This window comes from Thioclava sp. DLFJ4-1, assembly GCF_002020145.1.
Taxonomy (GTDB): domain Bacteria; phylum Pseudomonadota; class Alphaproteobacteria; order Rhodobacterales; family Rhodobacteraceae; genus Thioclava; species Thioclava sediminum.
Genome location: NZ_MPZT01000002.1, coordinates 75921 through 96836, shown reverse-complemented (window position 1 = coordinate 96836; position 20916 = coordinate 75921). Strand labels below are relative to the sequence as shown.

At 63.0% G+C, this 20916-nt stretch carries 21 protein-coding genes and 1 tRNA gene; 16 read left to right on the top strand and 6 right to left on the bottom strand.

The window, feature by feature from the left end; genetic code table 11:
- Together BMI85_RS05525 and BMI85_RS05520 are read right to left on the bottom strand one after the other, a co-directional pair.
- Positions 1–585, bottom strand: coding sequence for a hypothetical protein (locus BMI85_RS05525; RefSeq protein WP_143595003.1), 585 nt, complete (start codon positions 583–585; stop codon positions 1–3).
- A 16-nt stretch (positions 586–601) separates the two neighbouring features.
- Positions 602–2422: a TadE/TadG family type IV pilus assembly protein gene (locus BMI85_RS05520; protein ID WP_078600040.1), complete on the bottom strand. Its 1821-nt coding sequence runs from the start codon at positions 2420–2422 to the stop codon at positions 602–604.
- A 376-nt stretch (positions 2423–2798) separates the two neighbouring features.
- Here BMI85_RS05520 and dnaG point away from each other — a divergent pair, with 376 nt between their 5' ends.
- The 8 genes from dnaG (at position 2799) to ribD (ending at position 10864) form a co-directional block, all read left to right on the top strand.
- Positions 2799–4778, top strand: coding sequence for a DNA primase (gene dnaG, locus BMI85_RS05515; protein ID WP_078548185.1), 1980 nt, complete (start codon positions 2799–2801; stop codon positions 4776–4778).
- Between the two features lie 182 nt (positions 4779–4960).
- A complete protein-coding gene (gene rpoD / locus BMI85_RS05510) occupies positions 4961–6976 on the top strand; it encodes an RNA polymerase sigma factor RpoD (RefSeq protein WP_078548183.1) in 2016 nt (671 codons plus the stop codon).
- Between the two features lie 63 nt (positions 6977–7039).
- Positions 7040–7408, top strand: coding sequence for a hypothetical protein (locus tag BMI85_RS05505; RefSeq protein ID WP_078541935.1), 369 nt, complete (start codon positions 7040–7042; stop codon positions 7406–7408).
- Between the two features lie 189 nt (positions 7409–7597).
- Positions 7598–8317, top strand: a complete 720-nt coding sequence (locus BMI85_RS05500) for a hypothetical protein (protein ID WP_078548179.1) — start codon at positions 7598–7600, stop codon at positions 8315–8317.
- Positions 8318–8411: 94 nt separating this feature from the next.
- On the top strand, positions 8412–8735 hold the full coding sequence (locus BMI85_RS05495; RefSeq protein ID WP_143595002.1) for a hypothetical protein: 324 nt from the start codon (positions 8412–8414) through the stop codon (positions 8733–8735).
- Positions 8735–9151: a secondary thiamine-phosphate synthase enzyme YjbQ gene (locus tag BMI85_RS05490; protein WP_078600036.1), complete on the top strand. Its 417-nt coding sequence runs from the start codon at positions 8735–8737 to the stop codon at positions 9149–9151. Before BMI85_RS05495 ends, BMI85_RS05490 begins: the two co-directional genes overlap by 1 nt.
- Before the next feature lie 142 nt (positions 9152–9293).
- Entirely contained in the window at positions 9294–9764 is a 471-nt protein-coding gene (gene nrdR, locus BMI85_RS05485; protein ID WP_075774214.1) for a transcriptional regulator NrdR, read from the top strand.
- Positions 9761–10864: a bifunctional diaminohydroxyphosphoribosylaminopyrimidine deaminase/5-amino-6-(5-phosphoribosylamino)uracil reductase RibD gene (gene ribD, locus BMI85_RS05480; RefSeq protein WP_078600034.1), complete on the top strand. Its 1104-nt coding sequence runs from the start codon at positions 9761–9763 to the stop codon at positions 10862–10864. The genes nrdR and ribD overlap by 4 nt, the downstream gene beginning before the upstream one ends.
- Here ribD and BMI85_RS05475 read toward each other — a convergent pair.
- The 3 genes from BMI85_RS05475 to BMI85_RS05465 all read right to left on the bottom strand — a co-directional run bounded on the left by BMI85_RS05475 (position 10834) and on the right by BMI85_RS05465 (position 15345).
- Positions 10834–12849 carry a capsular polysaccharide biosynthesis protein gene (locus tag BMI85_RS05475; RefSeq protein ID WP_078600032.1) on the bottom strand — a complete coding sequence of 672 codons (2016 nt, stop codon included), beginning with the start codon at positions 12847–12849 and terminating at the stop codon, positions 10834–10836. The two genes, ribD and BMI85_RS05475, sit on opposite strands and share 31 nt — an antisense overlap.
- Positions 12849–13973 carry a polysaccharide biosynthesis/export family protein gene (locus BMI85_RS05470; protein WP_078570050.1) on the bottom strand — a complete coding sequence of 375 codons (1125 nt, stop codon included), beginning with the start codon at positions 13971–13973 and terminating at the stop codon, positions 12849–12851. The genes BMI85_RS05475 and BMI85_RS05470 overlap by 1 nt, the downstream gene beginning before the upstream one ends.
- An 85-nt stretch (positions 13974–14058) precedes the next feature.
- Positions 14059–15345 carry a capsular biosynthesis protein gene (locus BMI85_RS05465; RefSeq protein WP_078600030.1) on the bottom strand — a complete coding sequence of 429 codons (1287 nt, stop codon included), beginning with the start codon at positions 15343–15345 and terminating at the stop codon, positions 14059–14061.
- Between the two features lie 208 nt (positions 15346–15553).
- Here BMI85_RS05465 and BMI85_RS05460 point away from each other — a divergent pair, with 208 nt between their 5' ends.
- The 6 genes from BMI85_RS05460 (at position 15554) to BMI85_RS05435 (ending at position 19696) form a co-directional block, all read left to right on the top strand.
- On the top strand, positions 15554–16177 hold the full coding sequence (locus BMI85_RS05460; RefSeq protein WP_078600029.1) for a riboflavin synthase: 624 nt from the start codon (positions 15554–15556) through the stop codon (positions 16175–16177).
- Positions 16174–17331, top strand: a complete 1158-nt coding sequence (ribB, locus tag BMI85_RS05455; protein WP_078600028.1) for a 3,4-dihydroxy-2-butanone-4-phosphate synthase — start codon at positions 16174–16176, stop codon at positions 17329–17331. Before BMI85_RS05460 ends, ribB begins: the two co-directional genes overlap by 4 nt.
- A 3-nt stretch (positions 17332–17334) precedes the next feature.
- Entirely contained in the window at positions 17335–17880 is a 546-nt protein-coding gene (locus BMI85_RS05450; RefSeq protein ID WP_078600026.1) for a 6,7-dimethyl-8-ribityllumazine synthase, read from the top strand.
- Positions 17881–17954: 74 nt separating this feature from the next.
- Complete coding sequence (gene nusB / locus BMI85_RS05445; RefSeq protein WP_232621793.1) at positions 17955–18395, top strand: transcription antitermination factor NusB; 441 nt, start codon at positions 17955–17957, stop codon at positions 18393–18395.
- A gap of 122 nt (positions 18396–18517) precedes the next feature.
- Positions 18518–18862 (top strand): hypothetical protein, encoded by a 345-nt coding sequence (locus tag BMI85_RS05440; RefSeq protein WP_078520340.1) that lies wholly within the window; start codon positions 18518–18520, stop codon positions 18860–18862.
- A gap of 375 nt (positions 18863–19237) precedes the next feature.
- The gene (locus BMI85_RS05435) at positions 19238–19696 is read left to right on the top strand and encodes an MmcB family DNA repair protein (protein WP_078549754.1); all 459 of its coding nucleotides are present in this window, start codon (positions 19238–19240) and stop codon (positions 19694–19696) included.
- Positions 19697–19699: 3 nt separating this feature from the next.
- Here BMI85_RS05435 and BMI85_RS05430 read toward each other — a convergent pair whose 3' ends face one another.
- Positions 19700–19909 carry a DUF6324 family protein gene (locus BMI85_RS05430; RefSeq protein ID WP_078520339.1) on the bottom strand — a complete coding sequence of 70 codons (210 nt, stop codon included), beginning with the start codon at positions 19907–19909 and terminating at the stop codon, positions 19700–19702.
- 130 nt (positions 19910–20039) lie between these two features.
- On the opposite strand from BMI85_RS05430, the gene BMI85_RS05425 reads away from it, so the two are divergent.
- Both BMI85_RS05425 and BMI85_RS05420 read left to right on the top strand, forming a co-directional pair.
- Positions 20040–20116 (top strand) — tRNA-His (locus tag BMI85_RS05425).
- 99 nt (positions 20117–20215) lie between these two features.
- Positions 20216–20779 carry a PAS domain-containing protein gene (locus BMI85_RS05420; protein WP_078600024.1) on the top strand — a complete coding sequence of 188 codons (564 nt, stop codon included), beginning with the start codon at positions 20216–20218 and terminating at the stop codon, positions 20777–20779.
- The last annotated feature ends 137 nt before the right edge of the window (positions 20780–20916 follow it).

Genomic DNA, 20916 nt, shown 5'->3' with positions numbered 1-20916 from the left:
TCAGGTCCCTCCTGCAGCAGAGGCGACTGCCGGTTCGATCACGATCGCGGTCGTTGTCACCAAGGCGTAATCGCCATCCGCGCCGACCGGCGATGCTTCGAGGAAAGCTTGCGCAATGAAATCTTCCAGCAGCATCGGCTTTTCGCGCAGGCAGACCCGCACGAGGATCAGTTGATCCGGGGCGGCGGATTCCAGCGTGCCGGAGGGCGGTGGCTTGGTTACGTCCGAGAAATCCTCGCAGCGCACCGGGTGATTGGCGATTGAGGAGGTCCAGTTCGTCTTGTCGACCTGAAACATCTCGACCGAAACCCGGTTCATGCAGGTGTTCCCGAAGAAGCCCGCCTGTTTGCAGATTTCGTGGCGCAGCGTTTTCTCGTCGATGCTTGAGTAGTTCCCGATGCGGATGATCCGGCTCGTGGCTTCGGTCGCGCGGGTCAGCAGGGTCTGCTTGATGAAGATCACGCCCAGCTCGATGCCGGCGAACATGAAGAAGATCAGGAACACGATCCAGAGCAGGGCGGGGATCGTCACCGCCCCGTCCTCCGCCCTCAGGAAGGCTCGTTTATGCGTCAGCCTCAATGCCATGCTCTGCGCTCTCCGGTCAGTTCGTCAGGCGCAGGGTAGAGATCTGCGTCGCGATCGAGGAAAACGCATCCGCGAGATTGGCGGAGTCGACGTCATACTGGTAGCTCGGACCCGAACTGCAATCGGCGAGCGCCGTCTTGCCACTCTGGGGCGCATCCACGGCCACAGTGAAGACGATGATATCCTTGCTTTTCCCGGCCTGGCACACGTCGTGCAGGTTTTTGTCCTTCTCCGAGAACATCGAGGAGATCGCCATCTCGTCGTAGATCGAAGCCACGGATTCTTGCGGGTCTAGGCGCTGGCGCGGCGGCAGAAGGAAGGTCTGGATCACATATTGCAGCGTCCATCCTTTGCTCCAGACGGTGCGCCAGTCGATCGCATGCAGATCACGCGGCTCGAATTGATACTCGTAATGCGAATCCTGGTAGCAACGCTCGCGGCCCCGCCAATCCGTATAGCACTTCGTCTCGTAAACTTTCGTCGCGATGGTCTCGCCGATTTCCTCGGGCGCATACCAGTTGCGATCGGCGAATGAGTAATAGGGCTTCTCTCCCTGATCTGCGCGCTCCTGCGAGAACCAGTACATGTGCGACATGGTCGAGCTGTCGTCATTAAACGCCGTCGAACTGTCGATCGAGAATAGGCCGGAATCGCCCGTCCTGTACTTCATATAGGTCGAGAAGGTGCGTGTGTTCTGACCGTCGGTCATCAGGATCATCACCTTCATCGAGCGTTCATCGATGCTCTGACCGGTCGCCGGATAGGGCAGGGGGCGGTCGTCCACATCAGCAGAAATCGTCCCGTTTTGGACCAGAGCAGCTGAGACCGGTTTGGCCGAAGGGTCGAGCAGCGCGAAGCCCCAGCGAGCGCCGATGTCGATCGCGGTATCGCCACCTGCACGCAGCGACGCGATCTTGTTCACGACGTCGTTCTGATTGTCTTCGAAGGCCATCACGTCAGAATAGCTGTGCTCGTAGCAGTTCTCGGAGGTTTCCGAGAGTGTTTTGTACACGCCGTAGCCTTGGCCAACGAGATCATAGCTCCAGCCATACATGGTGCGCTGCAGGCCGGTGGTCGGCAGGCTCACGCTGTTGAACCCCTGAAGCTGCACGTCGGCGCAGGTGTTGTAGCTGTGATCGTTCGACAGGTTGTACGCCGCCGCCAGATCGGGGCCGAGCGAGACCTGCTGGTTGTAGGGCACGATCGAGATCGAAAGGCGACCGGCCGGCGCGCCGGGAGGCTGAACGTTGTCGAACATCTTGTTGGTGAAATTCGTCGCGGCATCGCGCAGCGAGGCGATCTTCGTCTCGCCATAGTAGGAGCCGGAATCCGTCTGGCCCATGGAGCCGGAGACGTCGAGCACCATCGAGATTTCGACATTGCCGATGGATTCCTCGGCTTTGGCTGCGGTGTTGGAGCGGAAGGAATCGACGCCGAAGCCGATCAGGTCACCGAAGATCGTGGGCATGTCATCCTGCGCGGTCATCGATACGCGGCGGTATTCCTTCTGCGCGCCCTCTTCGACCACGGGCTCGATATTGAGATAGTCGAGGCCGCTGGTGGAGAGGTAGTCTTTCGCCACGGTCGCGGGATCGAGCGTCTGATCCAGATTGGCGGCGGCGAGCGCGGCTCGGTCGAGCGAACTTTGGATAAGCGTACGGCGTTCGTCTTGGCGGACGAAATCAATCGCAATGCCGCCAATGACCATCAGCACGATCAAAACCTGCAGGCTGAAGATGAAAACCGCTCCATCCTCATCCTGCGCGAACCGCCCCATTCGGGCGCGCGCGGCTTCGATACGGCGTGCCAAGCCGTTTTGTTCGGTTATGTCCCTCATCCCCGACCTCCTTCTCCTTGTCCCATGGCCTCGCCGCCAGCGGAGAAAACTCGTAAAAAATCACCGGATGAAACTGCATAATTCCTGAGGCGAAATTAAGGCAAAACCTTGTCTAACTTCATGGAATTGTTGTGCTTTAAATGTGGAATGCCGCAGTGTGTGTGAGATAGTTTCCCAATCGGCCACCAATCTGAGGGGCTTCTGACGCTGGGTGCCGTCTTGGAGACTGAGTCGTTTAAACTAGGTTAACTCGCCTCAAGGGGCGGATTTCTCACCTTCGGCTGACGCGAAGTTCTCGCCGCCCGAGGGGCCGAAAGCTGTGGGTAGCTCCGCGGGTCCTCTCGACTCTGCCGCACATGGAGACAATATAGAGAGCATGAGCCTGCCGCCCGGATTTCTCGACGAATTGCGCAGCCGTTCCTCGATCGCTCAGGTCGTGGGGCGCAAGGTCATTTGGGACATGCGCAAGTCGAACCAGGCCAAGGGCGACATGTGGGCGCCGTGCCCCTTCCATCAGGAAAAATCGGCCTCGTTCCATGTCGATGACCGCAAGGGCTATTACTATTGCTTCGGCTGTCACGCGAAGGGCGACGCGCTGAGCTTCGTGCGCGAGACCGAGAATGTCAGCTTCATGGAGGCGGTGGAAATCCTCGCCCGTGAGGCCGGAATGCAGATGCCCGCGCGCGATCCGATGGCGCAGGAGAAAGCTGATCTGCGCACCGAGCTGGCCAATGTGATGGAAGAGGCGGTGAAGTATTTCCGCCTTCATCTGAACACGCAGGCCGGGAGCGCCGCGCGCGACTATCTGGCCGGGCGCAGCCTGAACAAACCCGCGGTGGATCGCTTCGAGATCGGCTTCGCCCCGCCCGGCTGGCAGGGGCTGCGCGATGCGCTCAAGGCCAAGGGGATTTCCGACGAGCTGATCAAAGGCGCGGGGCTTGCGAAGGACAGCCAGAAGGGGCGCGAACCCTTCGACGTCTTCCGCAACCGTATCATCTTCCCGATCCGCGATCCGCGCGGGCGCTGCATCGCCTTCGGCGGGCGGGCGATGGATCCGAACGATCCGGCGAAATACCTGAACTCGCCCGAGACCGCGCTCTTCGACAAGGGGCGCTCGCTCTATAACCACGGTCCCGCGCGCGAAGCCTGCGGCAAGGGCGCGCCGCTCGTGGTCTGCGAAGGCTATATGGATGTGATCGCCATGGTAGAGGGCGGCTTCGGCGGGGCGGTTGCGCCGCTCGGGACCGCGATCACCGAAGATCAGCTACGCCTGATGTGGCGCATCCATGACGAGCCGATCATCGCGCTCGATGGCGATACGGCGGGTCTGCGCGCGGCGCTGCGGGTGATCGATCTCGCGCTGCCGCTGCTGGAGGCGGGGAAGGGCGTGCGTTTCGCGATCATGCCGCCGGGGCTCGACCCGGATGACGTGATCCGCAAGCAGGGCCGCGAGGCGATGGAGACGATCCTCGCCGAGGCGAAGCCGATGGTCTCGCTGCTGTGGCAACGTGAGACTGAGGGGAAAGTCTTCGACAGTCCCGAGCGCCGGGCGGCCCTGGACAAGAGCCTGCGCGCCGCGATTGCGCGCATTCAGGATCCCTCGATTCGCGGCCATTACGGAGACGAGATCAAACGCCTGCGCTGGGAGCTGTTCGGCACCGGCCCGCAGGCTGGCCCACAGGGCGGTGCGCAAGGATCCCGCGGGGGCTTCACGCCGGGCGGTTTCGGCCCCGGCGGCAAGCGCGGCAAGGGCCGCTTCGGTGCGCCGCCGCCGGCCTTGCCCGAGACGCGCTCCTCGCTTCTGGCGACCGCGCCGAGCGACGTGGCCGAGCATCTGCGCGAGGCGATGATCCTCGGCATCTGCGTCACCCACCCGGCGCTGATCGCGGAATTCGAGGCGGAACTGGAAGCCGTGCCGCTGCGCGACGCGACGCATGATCAGCTGCGCCACCGGATGCTCGCCCATGTCGCCGCGCCCGCCCCGGAAATCGCGAAAAACCTTTACGCGGAAATGGCGGCCGACCTTGAAAAACTGTTGAACCTGCCCCACTTGCGCTCTGCCCCTCCGGTTCGCAACGCTGAGAACCTCGATTTGGCGCGGATGTGCCTGACCGAGGAACTGGCCAAGCTGGACGCCGCTCGCGCCGTGCGCGAAGAGGTCGCCGATGCGATGGAGGATCTGGCGGGGCTTGCCGACGAAGGCGTGACATGGCGTCTGGCGCAAGCAGCATCGCTTCGCCATCGTGCAGAGAGATCGAAACTGGAGGACTCCTCCGATATGGGCGAAGACCAAGCGGCGCTGTCCGCGACGCTTCAGGCCATGATCGACGGGGAAATCTGGCGTAAGAAACATTGAGCCGGATGGCTGCGGGCCAACGGATTACGGAAAAGCGAATTGTTGCGGACACATTCAGAATCAACTTTCTGTCCACAGCCCTCGCGCCCCTGTGATTCGCCGCCGCGATTCGATACACAGACGAGATATGATTCGCTTTCGTCATAGCTTGAGCCCAACCAAGCCCTGACCGAGGAGCCCACATGGCCGCCAAAGACATCGACGACAATAAATCCGACACCCCGAGCGACGACGCGACGTCCTTCGACATGAGTCAGGCCGCCGTGAAGCGGATGATCGCCGAGGCGAAGGAACGCGGGTTCATTACCTATGACCAGCTCAACAAGGTGATGCCGCAAGATCAGGTCTCGGGGGACCAGATCGAAGATGTCATGTCGATGCTCTCCGAAATGGGCATCAACGTCATCGAAGCCGAAGAGGCCGATGAGGAAGAAAGCAGCAGCCAGGGCGGCGAAGTCGCGACGACGGCTTCGGGGTCGCGCGAAGTCGCGGTCTCGACCACCAGCTCGGAAACGCTCGATCGTACCGATGACCCGGTGCGGATGTATCTGCGCGAGATGGGTTCGGTCGAGCTGCTGTCGCGCGAGGGCGAAATCGCCATCGCCAAGCGCATCGAGGCTGGCCGCAACACGATGATCGCGGGGCTCTGCGAGAGCCCGCTGACCTTCCAGGCCATCACGATCTGGCGCGACGAACTTCTCAACGAAGAAATTCTTCTGCGCGACGTGATCGACCTCGAGACCACCTTCGGCAACTCGCTCGAAGGGGTCGAAGGCGAAGAAGAAGAAATCGCACCGCCCACCGTCGGAGCCGAGGCGACGACAGAGGGTAGCAAGAAATCCGAAGATAGCGGCAATTCGGAGCCTGAGCTCGACGCGGACGGCAACCCGATCCAATCCGACGATGACGACGAGGACGAAGGCGCGAATCTTTCGCTCGCCGCGATGGAAGCCGCGCTGAAGCCGCGTGTTCTCGAGACGCTCGAACTGATCGCGCGCGACTATGCTCAGCTTGCCGAGATGCAGGACCTGCGGATGTCGGCGACGCTGAACGAGGATGGCTCCTTCTCTGTCACCGAGGAAGCCGCCTATCAGAAGCTGCGCTCCGAGATCGTCGAGCTGGTGAACTCGCTTCACCTGCACAACAACCGGATCGAAGCGCTGATCGACCAGCTCTACGGCATCAACCGCAAGATCATGTCGATCGACAGCGGCATGGTGAAGCTCGCCGATCAGGCGCGCATCAACCGTCGTGAGTTCATCGAAGAGTATCGCGGCTACGAACTGGACCCCAGCTGGTCCGAGCGGATGCAGGCAAAGTCGGGCCGCGCTTGGCAGTCCCTGTTCGAGCGTTCCGCCGACAAGGTCGAAGAGCTGCGCGGGGAGATGGCTCAGGTCGGACAGTATGTCGGTGTCGACATTTCCGAATTCCGCCGCATCGTCCAGCAGGTCCAGAAGGGCGAAAAAGAAGCCCGTCAGGCCAAGAAAGAGATGGTCGAGGCGAACCTGCGTCTCGTGATCTCGATCGCGAAGAAATACACCAACCGCGGCCTGCAATTCCTCGATCTCATTCAGGAAGGCAATATAGGCCTCATGAAGGCCGTGGATAAGTTCGAGTATCGCCGCGGCTACAAGTTCTCGACCTATGCGACGTGGTGGATCCGTCAGGCGATCACCCGCTCGATCGCGGATCAGGCGCGCACCATCCGTATCCCGGTCCACATGATCGAGACGATCAACAAGCTGGTCCGCACCGGTCGCCAGATGCTCCACGAGATCGGCCGCGAGCCGACGCCGGAAGAACTGGCCGACAAGCTGCAGATGCCGCTCGAGAAGGTCCGCAAGGTGATGAAGATCGCCAAGGAGCCGATCTCGCTCGAGACGCCGATCGGCGACGAGGAAGACAGCCAGCTTGGCGATTTCATCGAGGACAAGAACGCCGTTCTGCCGCTCGACTCCGCCATTCAGGAGAACCTGAAGGAGACGACGACGCGGGTTCTGGCCTCGCTCACCCCGCGCGAGGAGCGGGTTCTGCGGATGCGCTTCGGCATCGGCATGAACACCGACCACACGCTCGAAGAGGTGGGGCAGCAGTTCTCGGTCACCCGCGAGCGTATCCGTCAGATCGAGGCGAAGGCGCTGCGCAAGCTCAAGCACCCGAGCCGGTCGCGCAAGATGCGTTCGTTCCTCGACCAGTAATAGCATTCGATCAGGACGCCCCCGGTTTCGGGGGCGTTTTCATGTCATCCGGGGGAGGGGAGCATGAAAGTCTTCACTACGTTTGTGGCTGTAGCCCTTCTGGTCGCTGGGTCCGCCAGCGCCGCAGAGCGCGCACAATTCTACATTCCCGACAAGCCCGCCAAGCTGGTCTATCTCTTCACCTGCGAAGGGGAGAGCCAGGACGAGATCGCCGAGAATTGGGAGAAGGCCAAGGCCGTCTTCGCCAGCGATCATCAAGAAGAGGCTGCGCGTCTGGAGGCGAAAACCACGGCGCAGCGCGAGTCCGGCCATGCCCCGAGCCAAGAGGCGATCGACGCCCATAACGTCGAATTCAACGCACATAAAGCCGCGGTCGAAGCCGATCTTGCTCCGCTGGGCTGCAAGATGAACGGTCTCGTTCACGTGCCGTGACGGAGGGCGGTCCGCTTGCATTGCTGCGTCGAGGCGGCGGCCCCTAAACCGCATATTTCGCACATTTCTTGAGCATTTCGGGGGGTGGAACGGCTTTTTCGTCCCTCAAGTTGCTGGAAAGTTTGAAATTCCCCTGATCGTGTTATCGTCACCTTACGGACAATTGGGGTGTTCGTTGGGGGGAGTTAAATGCGGCTGCGCAATTACGCGCCAGCCCTGCTGAAACCGTTCAATGACGAGTTAACGCGAAAGTTTCTGTTCGCTTTGCTTTTCGTGGATGCAGTGCTGCTGGCTATTTTCATCACTTACAACGTTTTGGGGCTCAATCAGGGCGACGAGCTGATCGCCCGGCAGTTCTGGCGGTTCGATATCGGCCTCGATATCAGCTTTTCCGAGAGTTTCGGGTTCTTCAAATGGACGTCGATCATGGTGTTCATGATCGCGTCGTTTCTGAAGAAGCCCAATGCGGTCAGCGTAGTCATATTCGCTGTCTTCGCCATTCTGCTTGCCGATGACAGCAAGCAGTTGCACGAACACGCAGGCCGGTTTCTGCGGGAAGGGGTGTTCGAACAAGTCATCGCCGATCCGCATGCCGCGCAGACGATCGGAGAGCTTGTGTATTTCGCGGGACAGGGCGTCGTTGTTGTCGCGCTTCTGTGGCTCGCTTATCGCTTCGGGTCGCCGGAGCAGCGCCTCTATGTGCTTCGCTTTTCCGCTTCGATCTTCGGCCTCATCATCTGTGGAGTGGGGTTCGACGCAATCCATAGCGTGTTCGAGGGCGCTCCGCTCTCATGGCTTCTCGGCTTGATCGAAGATGGCGGTGAGATCATCTTCGCCTCCATCGCCTGCGGCTACGGTTTCAGTTACCTGCTCGCGCAGTTCCGTAGTGCCGAGGTTTCCTACGCGTAGTGCTAGCCCAATTCGCGTGGCGCGCGTGGGCGAAAGGCATTGCCTGTCGCATTGCGGCGGTCCAAATTGAGGCGACCCAATGACCGGAGATACCATGTCTAAGTTTGCCCCTGCTTTGCTCGCCCCTCTCGTTCTCGCTGCCTGTCAGGTCGGCACGATGCAATCGGGCACGCCGCGCATGGATCAGGCAGGCACCTGTTTCCTTTATGTGCAGGAAGAGGCCGGGGGCACCTATTCGGTGATCTCAGGGGTGGGCGACGGCACGCCGCAACCCAAGGCCATCGTCAAGCGCGGGCTAAGCGGCGCGCAGGCCGATGCGGTGTGGGCGAAAGAGCGCAAGATCATGGACATCAATCCCGAATGCCTCGCGATCGTCGCGACGGATCGCTCCGAGGCGCGTCCCGCGCCGAAAAGCTGATGCATCGCCGGTTCGAGATCGCAACATCGGGCCCGGGTCTATACGAGTTCACGCGTGACGTGGCGGCTTGGGTCGCGGGCGCTGATGCGGAGGAGGCGTTGCTCACGCTTTTCATCCGCCACACCTCGGCAAGCCTCGCGATCCAGGAAAATGCCGACCCGGAAGTGCGCAGCGATCTGAAGGAATTCTTCCATCGTCTGGTGCCGCCCTCGACAGATCCCAGCATGTCCTACCTGACCCATACCTATGAGGGGCCGGACGACATGCCGGCCCATATCAAATCGGCGCTTTTGCCGGTCAGCTTGCAGATTCCTGTCATTTCGGGGCGTATGGCGCTCGGAACGTGGCAGGGAATTTACCTTTTCGAACATCGCGGCCGCGCGCATCGCCGCGAGGTCATGGCGCTCCTGCGCTGAGTCTCATTCGCCACAGGCAACCGCCACATCTGGGGTCGAAAGATTTTTCCTACCCAAACCATCGACGCTAGGCTAAGGTCTTGTGGATAAGAGGGGCATGCAGACCCTATCGTGAGGCGGGACAACGAACGGGGGAAAGCGAATGCGCTGCCCATTTTGCGGAAATGTCGATACTCAGGTGAAAGATAGCCGTCCGGCGGAAGATCACGTCGCGATCCGGCGACGTCGGTTCTGCCCGGCCTGCGGCGGTCGTTTCACCACTTACGAACGCGTCCAGCTGCGCGACCTCGTCGTGATCAAGACCTCCGGCAAGCGTGAGGATTTCGATCGCGACAAGCTCGAACGCTCGATCCGGATCGCGATGCAGAAACGCCCGGTCGAACCCGAGCGGATCGACCAGATGATCTCCGGCATCGTGCGGCGTCTGGAAAGCATGGGCGAGACCGACATCTCCTCGAAGGTGATCGGGGAGATCGTGATGGAGACGCTCGCGCGGATCGACACGGTCGGCTACGTCCGGTTCGCCAGCGTTTACAAGAACTTCCAGGAAGCGGACGACTTCGACAAGTTCGTCTCCGAATTGCGTCCGCCGGGGGCGGGCGACCCCGAGTGACCGAAGAAGACCGGCGGTTCATGTCGATGGCCCTGACGCTTGCGCGCCGGGGCCTTGGCAATGTCTGGCCGAACCCGGCCGTCGGCTGCGTGATCGTGAAAGATGGTCGCGTCGTCGGGCGCGGCTGGACCCAGCCGGGCGGGCGACCCCATGCCGAGGTGCGCGCGCTCGCGCAGGCGGGGGAGGCGGCGCGTGGCGCCACGGCCTATGTCACGCTCGAACCCTGCGCCCATTACGGCAAGACGCCGCCCTGCGCGATGGCGCTGCGCGAGGCCGGGGTGGCGCGGGTTGTCTCGGCGATGGAAGACCCCGATCCGCGAGTCTCAGGCGGCGGTCATGCGATGCTGCGCGAGGCCGGGATCGAGGTGGAGACCGGGCTTATGGAGACGGAGGCGCGCGATCTGCAGGCTGGGTTCCTGAGCCGCGTGACCCGCGCGCGGCCGTGGCTCGCGCTGAAGCTTGCGAGCAGTTTCGACGGGCGCATCGCGACCTCGACGGGTGAAAGCCAATGGATCACCGGGCCGCAGTCGCGCGCGCTGGTCCATGCGATGCGCGCCGAGTTCGACGCGGTGATGGTGGGCGGCGGGACCGCACGGGCCGACGATCCGCTGCTGACCGTGCGCAGCTTCACGCCGCTGCGCCAACCTCTGCGGATCGTGGCCTCGGCGGGGCTCGATCTCCCGCGCAAGCGGCTTGCCGGGTCACTGGATATCGCGCAGCTCTGGCTGATCCACGGGGCTGCCGCGCCCGAGGAAGCGAAAGATTACTGGCGCGAAGCGGGGGCGGAACTGATCGAGGTGGCCGAGACAGTTGGCGGCGGTCTCGATCCGCTGGCGCTGATGGAGGCTCTGGCCGGGTTCGGCCTGACCCGCGTGTTCTGCGAAGGGGGCGGGAAATTCGCGGCCTCTCTGATCAATGCGGGGCTGGTGGACGAGCTGATCGGCTTCACGGCGGGCATGGTGCTGGGCGCGGATGGTCGCGCCGGGGTCGGCGATGTGGGGCTGAGTGCGCTGGCCTCTGCGCCGCGCTACACGCTGGTCGAAAGCCGCCCCATCGGCGACGACCTGCTTCACCGCTGGCGGCGCCAGAGCCACGCGTAGGACGCGAACACGCCTTGCAGCTTCGCGCCGATCCGGTTGAGCGGGCCCCGGGGTAGGGTGCGGCCCTCGCTCAGGCGATCCAGCGCGACCTCGACCGGGCAGGGCAACCCGCTGACCGGGTCGAGATAGCGCGGATAGGCGATCAGCGCGGCATGGGTGAGCTGCAGCAGATCGGGGCGCGCCGCTCTGCGCGCCGGAACAGGCCCGAGATCGCGTGTGAGCCCCCAGCCGGCATAGAAGGGCGCCCCGAGGGTGGTGACAGCCTTGCCGCGCAAGAGAGCCTCGAAGCCGAGGCCGGAAGTCATCGTCCAGACCTCGTCCACCGCGTCGATCAGCGCAGCGGTGTTGGTCTCGGGCAGGATCAGATCGGCATATGTCTTCGCCACTTCATCGGGTACGACGCCGGGACGCAGACCAGCGACGACATCGGGGTGAGGTTTGAAAAGGATAACTGAATCGGGGTTCTCGGCCCGGGTTCTCTCCAGAAGCATCGCATTTGTGCAAGTCTCCCCCGCGCCGAGGCGGATTGAGGCATCGTCTTCGACCTGGCCGGGCACGAGGATCTTATGGCCTTGGGGCAGGTCGGGAAGCGCGCCGCCGAGATTGTATTTCGTCAGGCCCTCAGTCGTGATCCGTTGGATGAGCTTGCGCACCCGCACCTCGCCGCCCGGCGGCAGAGGCCGCGCGATCAACGCCTCCAGATCACTGGGATGGGTCGGGTCGTAGAAGATGCCAGTGCGATCCGCGATCAACGAGAGCGGCGGGACGAGTTCGGCGCCGAGGCCGCGTGAGCGCAGAAACCCGTCTTCGACGCGGATAGGGTCGCGGTCGTCGTCTGGGGCCGCGCGCGTGGCCCAGTAGAGAAAGGGCCGAGCAGGGTCGGGTGTCTCGCTGAACCGCAGCGACCCGTGATGTCCGAAGAACTTGCGCAGATGCGGGCGTTTCCACAGCGACATGCCGCCCGCGACGTAGCCCTGCCGATCCTCGCGATAGGCGCGGGTTTCGGCCTCGAGCTGATCCACCGCCTCCTCGAAGCTGCACAGGCGCTTGCGGCAAGGATCGTACCAGATCGGCGCGAGGATATGCGATACTGCGAAAATCTGCGCGCGCGTCAGGCTGCGCGCTCGGCGGGGAGCGGGGTTTTCGTCCTGCGTGAGCCCCCAGCCCCCATAGAACGGCTGGCCGAAGACACGCGGCTTGTGGCCTGCGAGGATCGCCTCGTAGCCCATGAGCGACGACACGGTATAAACCGCGATCGCGCCTTCGAGCAGTTTCCACGGCGAGACCGGCGCGTCGTAAATCTCGGAATTCTCATCGCAGTCTTCCGGCCCATAATGGCCGCCCCGCAACCCCGCACGGGTTTCCGGATGGGTCTTGATCAGGATGCGCGCGCCGGGGTTCTCGATCCGCGCATAGGCCAGCATTTCGCGGAACGTGGCGGCGCTCGCCCCGCCGTGGGTGATCGAGGCATCGTCCCGTGTCTGGTCGATCACCAGAACATAGCCCGGATCGGGGACGGGCAGGTCCGGGTCGAAATCGTTATACTTCGAAAGCTCCGAGGCTTTCAGCCGAGCGATCCCGTCGCGGGCCCGCTGCAATACGGCGCTATCGTCGAGCGGCTCGGTCGCAAGGAGATGTTCGATCCGCGAGGGCTGGGCGCTGTCGAAATGGACGCCCATCGGGTCGAGGATCAGGCCCAAGGGCGGTGCGCCGGTCCGGCCCGGATGGATCGAGCGCAGAAACGCGTCCTCCACCCGGATCAGCGGCACGCCGCGCTTGGCGGCCACCGCCTCACCGCGCGCCGCATAGGGCGAGCGGCCCCAGACCATCACGCCATCGTCGGGGCCGGGTAGGCCGAGGCGCGATGCATGGTCTGCTGCGCGCAAAATCTCGCGCAGGCGCGTCTGGCGCAGCACCCCGCCATTGTAGAAAAAAAGCCGCCGGGGGATCGCCCCGGCGGCCTTGTGGTCGCTGTCGCGGGGCATCAGTTCCCGGCGAGCGTATTGAGCGTGTTGACCGTGCCCAGCGGCTGGGTCAGCGCCGAGAGCGTCTTCTGCCACTGCACGAAGGGCGCCTCGGTGACATAGACCGTGTCGCCGTCGCGGATCGCGAAATCGCGCGCCATGAACATGCCGTTGGGCTGGGTCAGGTCGAGCACGTAGATCATGCGCTGATCGCCGACCAGATCGGTGCGGCCAAGCACCTTCATCGCGATATCGGCCGGCTCGTTGCGCAGCACGAAGACGCCGGTCGGATCGGCGAGGTTCGACTGCAAGCCGCCCACCGTTGCGATGGCCTCCAGCGCCGAAAGCGTCTGGGTCTCGAAGGGCACGCGGGCCTGCTTACCGGTCGCGCCGAGCGAGGTGAAGGCGCGCTGGTCCTTCTCGACGAGGATCACGTCGCCATTGCGCAGCGCGATGTCCATCTTGGGGTTCTCGTAGAGATCCTTGAGCCAGATCGAGCCCGACATGCCGCCGCGCGTCACGGTGATCTTGGCGACCTCGGGGGGGATCGCCACGCCGCCCGCCTTGGCGATCATCGCCGAAAGCGTCCGGGTCGGCCGCTCGATCGGGTAGACGCCCTGACCGTTGATCGCACCCATGACCGAAACCGTCGCGCCATCGCCTGCCACGCGGGTCACGAGAACCTGCGGGTCCGGCGTTTGCGCGTCGAGCTTGGTGGTGATGATGCGGCGCAGCCCGTCGGGCGTGTTGCCCGCGGCTTTGATGCGGCCCGCATAGGGAACGAAGATAAAGCCCGCGCCATCGACCTGCACCTCTTGCAGCTGGGTCGCGTTGGCGCCTTTGCTGGCGAGCAGCCCGTCATCGACGTTCTCCCAGATCGTCAGCGAAAGCGTGTCGCCCGGGCGGATCGTGTCGGAGCCGATCTGGCCGGCATTGATGAAACTGGAGGTAAAGCCGAGCGCGGGTTGCACGGCGGTTGCGCGGGTGACGAAGTCGTTCACCTTGACGACGAAGGCATCGCCCTGGCGCATTACGGAGCCTGCAAAGAGTTCGCGCTTGTTGGGGCCAGAGCGCGGAAGACCACAAGATGCGGTCAAAAGCGTGGCGGAAAGGCCCGTCAAAACGGCCCTGCGGGAAGGGGTCATGGTCACTGCTCGAGCTCCTCGTTCGGGATGCTGCTTATCGTTTTGCGACCAAGCTACCGAAGCCTCGGGAAAAAAACGAGAAAAATTATCGTACCACCTGCAACTGTTGCCGTGGGGCCGCGTTGCCTGCGACCAGTGCATCATAGGGGTCTTCGGCGGCCAGCATCATGTCGACCACCTGACGCAGCAGGGCGCGGCGTCCGCGCGCGGAGTAGAAGCCGCCCGGAACCTGGCTCGTTTCCAGCAGGTAGTGACGGTAGTCGCGATAGGCGCGGCTGTCGGGCCGGGCCGGGCTTGCGAAGAAGGCCTCGAGCGGTTGCGCGGAGGTGAATTCCGGCTTGTCGAAGATCGCACGACCCAGCGATTTCAGCGGCAGCCCGCGCCACAGCGCCTGCTGCGCGGCGGTCGAATTGACCGTGACGGCGGAGCGCGCCTGCGCCAGAAGCCCGGCCAGCTTGCCGCCGCGCACGAAATGCACGCGTGACGCCAGGCCATGTGCGCGGGCTGCCTTGCGGATTGTCTCGCGGATCGGGGCGCGCCCGTCTTCGAGCGGATGGGCCTTGAAGACGAGGTGATGATGGGGCGGCGCGCCTTTCGCGAAATTCTCCATCACCAGATCGATGAACTCGGTCTGGCTGGTGAAAGGTGAATGCATCCGGAAGCTGGAATCGTGTTCGAGCTGCAGCAGCACGAGATGATAGGGGAAGCCGCCATGCCGGATGCGCCGCGTCGCGCGTTTACGCTCCAGCATATGCAGCGGCATCAGCAGCAGGCGGCGCAGCCAGAGGCGGAATTCCTGAAACACCGTGATGTCGCGATGCGGCCGGAAGCGGCGATAGGGGCCGGGGCGGAGCATCACGAAAAAATGGTAGAGCGCGCCGTAGAAAACGTGGTGGCGCATATCGCCCCAGCGGGGCGGGGCGTCGGGAAACTCGATCTCGGACTGGGCAAGTGCCGTGCGCATCTGCGCCACCGACATCTCCATCAGCCGGGAGTGCCCATTCGAGCCGCCGCGCTCGTAGGTCACCCAATAGGGGCGGACGTACCCCTCTTCGAAGACATGCACGCACAGGCCCATCGCTTTCGCGATCTCGACAGCCTGCGCATGGATTGGGCGGGTGTCGCCATAGAGCACGAGATCGGTGATGCCTTTCTCCGCGATCAGGGCGCGCAGGTGATCGGCCCAATCCTCCGGCGGGGCGTCGAAACGCAGGTAGGAGGCGCGGTCGAACCAGAAGACCTCATCCCCGCGATTGAACCCCACGCGCCACACCGTCGCGCCTGCCTGCCGGAGCATCGCGCCAAGCTGATGAAAGAAGGGGCCGTGGGGCCCCTGCAGCATCAGGAAGTGGCGATTTTCGAAACGGTTCATCCGGTCGTGGGTCCTTGGCCTGCCTCCGTGATTGCGCAGGATGCGCGCGAAGTCACGGAGTTTGTGGGGTAATCCCTTAAATATTGGACAATTTTAGGGCAGGCGCTGTGCGGGGCTGCGCAGAGTGTGACGGGACGGCGAGGCGCTCATCTCTTGCGAAGGCGCGCCCTGCGGGCTAGCTAAGGTCCGAAATCTGAGGGGATATGCCATGTTCACCGGGATCGTGACCGATATCGGAGAAATTCTGGAGCTGGAGCAGCGCGGCGATCTGCGCGCGCGGATCGGCACAAGCTATGACGTGGGCAGCATCGAGCTGGGCGCGTCTATCGCTTGCGACGGCTGCTGCCTGACCGTGATCGCCACGGGCTCTGAGCCGAAAAACTGGTTCGACGTGGAAATCTCCGCCGAGAGCCAAGCCAAGACGAATATCGGCGGCCGCGGCAACGATGCCAGCGGCGGTTGGCAAGTCGGGCAGAAGATCAATCTCGAACGCGCGCTGAAAGTGGGCGACGAGCTGGGCGGTCACATCGTGTCGGGCCATGTCGATGGCGTGGCCGAGATCGTGGCGATGGTGGATGAGGGCGACAGCACACGCTTCACCTTCCGCGCACCCGAAGCGCTGGCGAAATACATCGCGCCGAAAGGCTCGGTCGCGCTGAACGGCACCTCGCTGACCGTGAACGAGGTCGATGGCGCGACGTTCGGCGTCAACATCATCCCGCATACCAAGCAGGTCACCAACTGGGGCCTTGCCAAGGCGGGCGACCGGATCAATCTCGAGATCGACACGCTCGCGCGCTATGTCGCGCGGCTGCAGGAGTGGAACGCATGACCACCGACGGCAAACCCCTGACCCCGGTCGACAAATCCGGCACCCATGACGTGCCCGGCGAGGTCGAGGAAAGCCTGCGCCACGTGATCGCGCCCGCCGAGGACATTATCGCCGAGGCGAAGGCCGGGCGCATGGTGATCCTCATCGATCACGAGGATCGCGAGAACGAGGGCGATCTCTATATTCCCGCCGAGAAATGCACCCCCGAGGCGGTGAACTTCATGGCGACCTACGGGCGCGGGCTGATCTGCCTGCCGCTCACCTCGGATCGCGTCGATCAGCTGGGCCTCGCACCGATGGTGCGCGCCAATTCGATGCGCCACGAGACGGCCTTCACCGTCTCGATCGAGGCGCGCGAGAATATCACCACCGGGATTTCCGCCCATGACCGGGCGCAGACGATCAAGGTGGCAATCGACCCGAGCAAAGGCCCGCAAGATATCGCTTCGCCCGGCCACATCTTCCCGCTGCGGGCGCGCGACGGCGGGGTGCTGGTGCGCGCGGGCCATACCGAAGCCGCCGTGGACGTGGCGCGTCTGGCCGGGCTCAAGCCCGCTGGCGTGATTTGTGAGATCATGGGCGATGACGGTCACATGCTGCGCCTGCCGGGGCTGATCGAGTTCGGCAAGAAACACGGGCTGAAGATAGGCACGATCTCGGACCTGATCGCCTATCGCCGCCGTCACGACAATCTCGTGCGCGAGGGCCTGCGCCAGATGGTCACGTCGAGCCATGGCGGCGAGTGGGAGATGCGTGTCTTCACCGATATGGCCGAGGGCGTCGATCACATCGTTCTTGTGAAGGGCGACATCTCAACGCCCGAGCCGGTTCTGGTGCGCACCCACTCGCTCAACATTCTCGACGACGTGCTGGGGATCGGCCCCGGTCCCGCGGACGAGGTGCGTCGCGCGATGGAGATCGTGGCAGAGGAAGGCCGCGGGCTCGTCTGCCTGTTCCGCGACCCGTCGAACCGTCTTCTGCGCGAAGAGGATCAGGGCCCGCGCACGATCAAGCAGATCGGTCTGGGCTCGCAGATCCTGTCCTCGATGGGGCTGCATGACATGATCCTTCTCACCGACAATCCGCAGACGAAATATGTGGGCCTCGACGCTTATGGCCTGCGCATCGTCGGCACACGCCCCATCACGGAGTAAGACATGGCCGGAATCTCGCATTACACGCTCGACCTGCCGAAATTCGACAGCGCACCGCGGCTGCTGATCGTGGTCGCGCCGTATTACAAGGATATCGCGGACAACCTGATTGCGGGCGCGAAAGCCACGGCCGAAGAGGCGGGGGCCCATGTCGATGTGATCGAGGTGCCCGGCGCTTTGGAAATCCCGACCGCGATCGCGATGGCGGCGCGCATGGCCGATTACGACGGGTTCGTGGCGCTTGGCTGCGTGATCCGTGGCGAGACCACCCATTACGACACCGTCTGCAACGACAGCTCGCGCGGGCTGACGCTGATGGGGCTCGAAGGGATTTGCATCGGCAACGGCATCCTGACGGTCGAAAATTACGAGCAGGCGGCCGTGCGCGCGGACCCTGCCGATCAAAACAAAGGTGGCGGTGCGGCGGCTGCGGCCTTGCATCTCATCTCATTGTCGCGCAAATGGGCGCGCCGGACGAAGGGTATCGGGTTCAAACCCGCCGAATCCTTCCGTATCGCCGGCGACACTGACGGATCGAACAACGCATGACCGACGACGCCTCCTCCGACGCGCCCCAAGACGCACCGAAACCGCGCAAGCTCACCCAAGAGGAGAAGCGCCAGATGAAATCCGCCTCGCGTCTTTACGCGGTTCAGGCGCTGTTTCAGATGGAAGCGGCCGGGCAGGGCGCCGACAAGGTGCGCCGCGAGTTCGAGGATTTCCGCTTTGGCGCCGTGGATGAAGACGGCACCGAAATGGCCGAGGGCAATCTCGACCTGTTCCGCCGTCTGATCGACGATGCGGTGACCTGGCAGGCGAAGATCGACCAGGCGACCGACCGCGCGCTGGTCGCGAAATGGCCGATCGACCGGATCGACCCGGTGCTGCGCGCGCTGTTCCGCGCGGCCGGGGCCGAGCTGATCACCCCCGCGACGCCGCCGCGCGTCGTCATCACCGAGTTCGTCGATGTGGCCCGGGCCTTCTTCCCCGAAGGCAAGGAGCCGAAATTCGTCAACGCGGTGCTCGATCACATGGCGCGCGCGCTGCAGCCCGACGCGTTCTGAGCGCGCTCACTCGCGACACCATGCCACGGGCAAACCCCCGCTTATCTCGCATTCGCCGCCCGTTTCCCTGTTTGAAACTTGGGAATATGCACTAGATTGTGAGATAAGCAGGAGGATTTTTCATGCCCGAACTGGTCCGGCTCTACATCAAGAACGTCGTCATCGGCTTCTTCATCGCGCTTGCCTTCGTTGGCCTTCTTCTCGGCTTCAATGTCGGCAATCTTCGCCATCTGATCTTCACGTCCGATATCGGCTATATCGCGATGGCGCTGCTGATCGTATTCAACACGATCGTCTTCTCCGGCGTCCAATTCGCGATTGCGGTGATGCGCATGGCCGAGGATGACGACAGCTCCGGCGGCGGCAAACGCGACGGCATCCCCACCGATATGGCGGCCGAGCATCTGGCGATCCCGGTTCCGGTCGATACGCCCAAGTCGCGCCAGCAGATGCAGCTTCGCCGCTGAACGCATCCACGTCCCGAGACGACAAAAGCCCCGACCGATCCGGCGGGGCTTTTTGCTGTCTTGCGATGGATGGAGTGACGGAAACCGCAGCAGACGTGTAGACGAGAGTTCCCGGAGACCTGAAAAGTCAGGTGGGCGCCAGATACCGAGGCCAGGACCCCGGCAGAGCCAGCTCCCTCAGGAATGGTATAGGCCACTGGAAAAGGGTCTTTCACAGAAAGAGCAGTAACCGTCAGACCCCCAGATAGGGGTGAAATCGGGTTCCGACAAGGGGGGAGAATGAACAGCGCGTCTCGCGCGCCCCAGGTGCGGCGGAGAAGGGCGCGCATGCAGGGCGACTGGACTTTTGTTCACACTTCGTTCATGTTTGTCCGCATGACGCAGATTCCGCTTTCCGAACTTCAGCCGGGCCAGGTGCTCGCGCGTGGCACGGCCCGCGCGCTGTCCGAGCTGGGGCTCGACAGTTTGCCGGAAATGGTGCTGCGCCCAAGGCTGCGCGCCGATCTGATGGCGATCGACCGGAAGGGCGAAATCTGGATCGTGGAGTGCAAGTCGAGCCGTGCCGATTTCACCTCGGATCGGAAATGGGACGGCTATCTGGAGTGGTGCGACCGCTATTTCTGGGCGGTGGATCAGGATTTCCCCACGGATCTTCTGCCCGAGGGGACGGGGTTGTTCATCGCGGATGGCTACGGGGCCGAGATGATCCGCGAGGCGCCGCTGTCCAAGCTTGCGCCGGCGCGGCGCAAGGCGCTGACGCTCGATTTCGCGCGCGCGTCGGCACGGCGGTTGCAGCGGCTGTGCGATCCGGGCGCGATTCCGCCCGGATTTTGAGGCTCAGCGCTTCTTGCCCTTGCCGCCCTTGCTCATTTCGCGTGCGGCTTCCGCGGCGGCCTGCAGTTCTTCGGCGATTTCCATCGCCTCGTCGGGATCGAAATCGAGCGGTAGCTCGACGCCTTCGCCCTCGACATAGATCCGCACCATTCCGAGCGAGGTCGGGCCGATTTGCAGATTCGCGGAGATGTCGCTTTCCTTGTCGATGCTCATCGAAAACTCCTGAGAGGTTGGATGGAAAATGCACCTAACCCCCGCGACGTGCGCAGGCAAGACTTGGTGCGAATTTCTCGTCATCGGACACTTGCATTCCGCGCGCGAGGGGGCTAAATCCCGCGCCAGTGCCGCCTTAGCTCAGTTGGTTAGAGCGCTGGATTGTGGATCCAGAGGTCCCCCGTTCAAGCCGGGGAGGCGGTACCATCCCCCCCTTCAAATCGGTTAACGGTGGTATTTCGCCTCGCGCGCTGGACTTTTCCGCGCAATGATCAATCTTGTTTTCTCAAACGCAGCGGAGGCTTCATGCCCGTTTACACAGATTACGAACTGCCAGATGCGCTGGTCAGCTATTGCGACAAGTCGAATGTCGCGCTGACCATTGCCGCGGCCGATCGTGAGGATGTGCCGCTTGTCTACGTGAATCAGGCGTTTCTCAATCTGACCGGGTATTCCGCTGAAGAGGTGCTGGGGCAGAACTGCCGCTTCCTGCAGGCTGGGGCCGCAACCGAGGAAGAACGCTCTGCTATGCGGGAATTCATCGACGACGAGGACATTTCCGCGGGCCGTTTCCGCGTCACCAACAGCCGCGCGAATGGCGAGACATTCCAGAATTTCGTGTTCATGACGCGTCTGCGCGAGGCCAATGGCGATACGCGCTTGTTCCTCGGGTCGCAGTTCGACCTGACCTCCGCGGCAGAACGTCAGAACGTGAAGGTCGACATCGCTGCGCATGACGAGAGCCTGCTGCGCAATGCCGACGATCTCGCCGCGATGTCGCGCGGATTCGGCCTTGCGATGATCGGCTCTGCCAAGGTTCTGTCGGAGAGTCTCTCCACAATGGCCACGATTATCTACCGCGAGGGCTAAGAATGGCTGCGGCCACGGTTATGTGTTCAGTACTATGTCAAATGTTATTGCAGGGCTCTGAGGCTAGTGACACCGATCTCCGGATGAACTGCAAAGAGAACTATAGAGAAGGGCGCGCAGGCCGCGCCCTTTTGGAC